This window comes from Micromonospora tarensis (assembly GCF_016803395.1).
In the GTDB taxonomy this organism is placed as follows: Bacteria; Actinomycetota; Actinomycetes; order Mycobacteriales; family Micromonosporaceae; genus Micromonospora; species Micromonospora tarensis.
Genome location: NZ_JAEVHL010000382.1, coordinates 1 through 4,027 on the forward strand (window position 1 = coordinate 1; position 4,027 = coordinate 4,027).

A 4,027-nucleotide genomic window follows, 5' to 3' on the forward strand; every position below is an offset into this window, starting at 1 on the left:
GTCCGGCGGCCGCCGCCAGCAGGGCGGCCAGCGCCGCCCGGTCGGCCGGGTCCGGGCGCGGCCACGCCCCGGGCACGGCGTGTTCGTGCACCGTCCAGCCGTGCTCGCCGAGCCCGGCGCAGATCCGCCGGTCGTAGGTGTTGCCGCCGCTGGGCGCGGCCGGGTCGTCGATGTCACCGGGCAGGACGACGTGCACCGCCCGGCCCGCATCGATCACAGCGACCGCTCGTAGCTGGCCCAGGCCATGTGTGACTCGTGCAGGGTGACCGTGATGCCGGTCAGGTCGCGCGCTCCCGGGCCCAGCTCGCCGGCGTGCACCCGCTCGACCAGTCGGTCCGCGACCGTGCGGGCCAGCACCTCGGTGGTGGTGTTCACCCCGGCGAACGCGGGCTCGTCGTCCAGGTTGCGGTAGGTCAACTCGCCAAGCACCGCCCGCAGCTGCTCGGTGGCCAGGCCGATGTCGACCACGATGCCGTCGGCGTCCAGGCCGGGCCGGCGGAACGTCGCGTCCACCACGAACGTCGCTCCGTGCAGGCGTTGGGCGGGGCCGAACACCTCGCCCTGGAAACTGTGGGCGATCATCATGTGATCCCGAACGGTCACGCTGAACACTGTCACTCCCCGTCGTCGTAGGTGATGAGATGGCAGAGGGCGGGCAGGTCACCCGAGCTGAGTCCGGCGAGCACGTCGGGCAGCTCCGCGAACCGGGACGCGCCGGTGATCAGCGCGTCGAAGGCCGGGTCGTCGAGCAGGTCCAGGGCGAGCGCCAGCCGATCGGCGTAGCTGCGCCGCCCCCGTCGGGCGGGCGCGACCATACCGACCTGGCTGCTGCGCACTGTGAGTCGACCGGAGTGGAACGCGCCGCCCAGTGCCACCTGGACCTGACGGTCGCCGTACCAGCTCAGCTCGATGACCGTGCCCTCCGGGGCGAGCAGGTCCAGGGACTGTTGCAGACCGGCGGCGGTGGCGCTGGCGTGCACGACCAGGTCCCGGCCGGCGGAGGCGCCCGCCGGGCTGGCGAAGTGGACGCCGAGCGCGCCGGCCACCCCGGCCCGGCGGGAGTCGGTGTCCACCAACTCGACGTGCACGCCGGGGAACCGGGCGAGCAGCGTCGCCACGCAGCACCCGACCATGCCCGCGCCGATGACGGTGACCCGGTCGCCGACCAGCGGCGCGGCGTCCCACAACGCGTTGACGGCGGTCTCCACGGTGCCCGCGAGCACCGCCCGGGCGGCCGGCACTCCCTCCGGCACCGGCACCACGGCGGTGACCGGCACGACGTACGCGCTCTGGTGCGGGTGCAGGCAGAACACCGTGCGCCCGAGGAGGTCCGACGGGCCCTGCTCGACCACGCCGACGCTGAGGTAGCCGTACTTCACCGGGCCGGGGAAGTCGCCCTCCTGAAAGGGCGCGCGCATCGCGGCGTACTGGTCGGTCGGCACCCGGCCGGCGAAGACCAGCGTCTCGGTGCCCCGGCTGACGCCTGAGTAACGGGCCCGGACCAGCACCTCGTCCGGCCCGGGTTCGGGTAGCGACACCGGCCGGATCTCCGCCACGCCGGGCTCCCGAACCCAGCAGGCGTACGCCTCGCGGTTCACCGTCGCGCACCTCACCTCTGCTCCGGGCCATCTCGGACGGCCACCTCTCCGGGTCCCCGGTCGGGGTTGTCGATCATAAACACGGCGCTCCGGCCCGCACAGTTCGAAGCTGTCCGCACCGCTCGGTGTACAGGTTGATCAAGACTTCTTGTCGGGGCTGGCGGGGCGGGCGCGGACGTGCAGCCGCTCCCCCTGTGGCCCGAACAGACTGAGCGCCTCGGCGGTGCCGGGGCCGGGATTGAGGACGAGGTGCGGGATCCGGGTGTCGAACTCGGCCACCTCGCCCGGGTTGAGCGTCAGGTCACGGTCACCCAGCAGCAGACGCAGCCGGCCGGAGAGCACGTAGAGCCACTCGTACCCCTCGTGGGTCTGCGGGGTCCGCTCCCCGGCGGACGGGTCCGGCGGGAAGATCTGCTTGAACGCCTGCACACCCCCCGGTCGGCGGGACAGCGGCAGGAAGGTGATGCCGTGGATGACTATCGGTTTGGGGCGGATCCGGGGATCGCCGGTGGCCGGGGCGTCGACCAGTTCGTCCAGCGCCACCTGGTAGGCCCGGGCCAGCGGGAGCAGCAGCTCCAACGTGGGTCGGCGGCTGCCGGATTCCAGCCGGGACAGGGTGCTCAGCGAGATGCCGGTCAGCTCGGCGAGCTGGGTCAGCGTCGTGCCGCGCTGCTGGCGCAGGGCGCGCAGCCGGGGGCCGACGGCCGCCAGCGCGGCGGCGTCCTCGTTTGCCATAACGGCAAGGATAGTTGCCACATTGTCAGCGACGACAGATGGTGGGCCCAGCTGACAGCCGACGAGGGGGAGAAACCGTGAACGAGACATACGACGTGGTGGTGGTGGGCGGCGGCGCCGCCGGGCTCAGCGGCGCGCTGGCGCTGTCCCGGGCCCGCCGGTCGGTGCTGGTGATCGACTCCGGTGAGCCGCGCAACGCGCCGGCCGACCGGGTGCACAACTACCTGGGCCGGGAGGGCACGCCGCCGGGCGAACTGCTCGCCGTCGGACGGGCCGAGGTGACCGGGTACGGCGGGGAGTTCCACACCGGGCGGGTGGACCTCGCGACCCGCGACGACGACGGTTTCCGGCTCACCCTCGACGGCGGAGCGTCGGTGCGGGCCCGCCGACTGCTGGTGACCACCGGGCTGACCGACGAGCTGCCCGACGTGCCCGGGCTGGCCCAGCGGTGGGGCCGCGACGTGCTGCACTGCCCGTACTGCCACGGCTGGGAGGTTCGGGACCGCCGCATCGGCGTACTGGCGACCGGGCCGCTCGCCATCCATCAGGCGGAGATGTGGCGACAGTGGAGCCCGCACGTGCTGCTGCTGCTGCACCACGCCCCCGCGCCGGACGAGGAGGCCGCCGAGCGGCTGGCCGCCCGGGGCATCGCGGTGGTGCCGGGTCCGGTGGCCGCGGTCGAGGTGACCGGGGACGAGCTGACCGGCGTACGCCTCGCCGACGGCCGGGTGGTGGCACTGGACGCGGTGGTGGTCGCGACCCGGCTGACTCCCCGCACCGACCTGCTGGTGGGGCTGGGCCTGGCGGCGGAGGAGGTGACGATGGGCGAGCACGTCATCGGCGCCCAGATCCCGACCGACGCCACCGGGGCGACGACAGTGCCGGGCGTCTGGGTGGCGGGCAACGTGGCCGACATCCGGGGCCAGGTGATCACCTCTGCGGCAGCCGGCCTGAACGCCGGGGCGGCGATCAACGCCGACCTCATCGCCGAGGACACCCGCGCCGCGGTGGCCGCGTACCGGCAGGTGGTGTCCACCATGTTCGAGGAGCCGGCGTGGGAGGAGCGCTACCGGTCCCGACCGTCGGTGTGGAGTGGCCGGCCGAACCCACAGTTGGTCGCCGAGGTCGCCGACCTGACCCCGGGGCGCGCGCTGGACGTCGGCAGCGGCGAGGGCGCGGACGCGGTGTGGCTGGCCGGGCGCGGCTGGCGGGTGACGGCGGCGGACATCTCCAGCACCGCGTTGGAGCGGGCCGCCGCGCACGCCGACGCGCCGGGCTGGCCGAGCGGATCGAGTTCACGCACGCCGACCTGCGCGACAAGCCGCCCGCCGAGGAGACGTACGACCTGGTGTCCGCGCAGTTCATGCACCTGCCCCCGGCGCAGCGACGGGAGTTGTTCAGCCGGCTGGCCGCGGCGGTGACGCCCGGCGGCGTCCTGCTGATCGTCGGGCACCATCCGTCGGACCTGTGGACGTCGGCGCACCGGATGCACCTGCCGGACATGATGTACACCGCCGAGGACGTGGCCGCCGACCTGGACCCGGCCCGCTGGGAGGTGCTGGTCGCCGAGGCCCGGCCCCGCTTAGCCACCGACAGTGACGGCCAGGACATCACCATCCACGACGCGGTCCTGCTGGCTCGCCGTCGGTAGCGAACGGGGTGCGCCGGGCGGCGGGGTGGGCGGTGGCCGGGGT

The 4,027-nt window shown here is 73.9% G+C and carries 3 protein-coding genes and 3 pseudogenes; 2 read left to right on the forward strand and 4 right to left on the reverse strand.

The window, feature by feature from the left end:
- From JM949_RS34245 to JM949_RS34260, 4 genes and pseudogenes are all read right to left on the reverse strand, one after another.
- Window positions 1-214 (reverse strand): annotated as a pseudogene (locus JM949_RS34245) (glycosyltransferase family 1 protein); the annotation flags it as partial.
- On the reverse strand, window positions 214-612 hold the full coding sequence (locus JM949_RS34250) for a 6-pyruvoyl trahydropterin synthase family protein (RefSeq protein WP_203152158.1): 399 nt from the start codon (window positions 610-612) through the stop codon (window positions 214-216). The pseudogene JM949_RS34245 and the gene JM949_RS34250, both read right to left, overlap by 1 nt.
- A 2-nt stretch (window positions 613-614) precedes the next feature.
- Window positions 615-1,598 (reverse strand): zinc-dependent alcohol dehydrogenase, encoded by a 984-nt coding sequence (locus JM949_RS34255; RefSeq protein ID WP_203152159.1) that lies wholly within the window; start codon window positions 1,596-1,598, stop codon window positions 615-617.
- Between the two features lie 138 nt (window positions 1,599-1,736).
- Window positions 1,737-2,333, reverse strand: a complete 597-nt coding sequence (locus tag JM949_RS34260; protein ID WP_203152161.1) for a helix-turn-helix domain-containing protein — start codon at window positions 2,331-2,333, stop codon at window positions 1,737-1,739.
- A 38-nt stretch (window positions 2,334-2,371) separates the two neighbouring features.
- Between JM949_RS34260 and JM949_RS34265 the strand changes: the two are divergent.
- Together JM949_RS34265 and JM949_RS39465 are read left to right on the forward strand one after the other, a co-directional pair.
- Window positions 2,372-3,367: pseudogene (locus tag JM949_RS34265) on the forward strand (NAD(P)/FAD-dependent oxidoreductase); the annotation flags it as partial.
- Window positions 3,368-3,370: 3 nt separating this feature from the next.
- Window positions 3,371-3,984, forward strand: a pseudogene (locus JM949_RS39465) (SAM-dependent methyltransferase).
- The last annotated feature ends 43 nt before the right edge of the window (window positions 3,985-4,027 follow it).

Excerpts from the sequence above, each read along its gene's own strand:
- JM949_RS34260 (WP_203152161.1), bottom strand. The coding sequence starts at position 2,333 with ATGGCAAACGAGGACGCCGCCGCGCTGGCGGCCGTCGGCCCCCGGCTG.